Genomic DNA, 262 nt, shown 5'->3' with positions numbered 1-262 from the left:
GGTCGCCGACGAAGTGCGCAACCTGGCCCGGCGCACCCAGGACTCGGTGGAGGAAATCCGCCAGGTCATCGAAGGCCTGCAGAACGGCACCCGCGACGTGGTCGGCGCCATGAGCAACAGCCACCGCCAGGCGCAGGACAGCGTGAGCCAGGTGGAGCAGGCGGTGGCCGCGCTCAAGCGCATCGGCGAGGCGGTGGGGGTGATCACCGACATGAACCTGCAGATCGCCAGCGCCGCCGAGGAACAGAGCGCGGTGGCCGAG

The 262-nt window shown here is 70.2% G+C and carries 1 protein-coding gene; it reads left to right on the top strand.

The window, feature by feature from the left end:
- A partial coding sequence (locus tag C167_RS31935; protein WP_037005698.1) for a methyl-accepting chemotaxis protein occupies positions 1-262 on the top strand: 262 nt, incomplete at both ends.

Origin of the sequence: Pseudomonas nitroreducens TX1 (assembly GCF_000313755.1) — a bacterium.
In the GTDB taxonomy this organism is placed as follows: domain Bacteria; phylum Pseudomonadota; class Gammaproteobacteria; order Pseudomonadales; family Pseudomonadaceae; genus Pseudomonas; species Pseudomonas nitroreducens_A.
The sequence above is the reverse complement of the archived record's forward strand: the minus strand, read 5'-3'. Positions and strand labels throughout refer to the sequence as shown.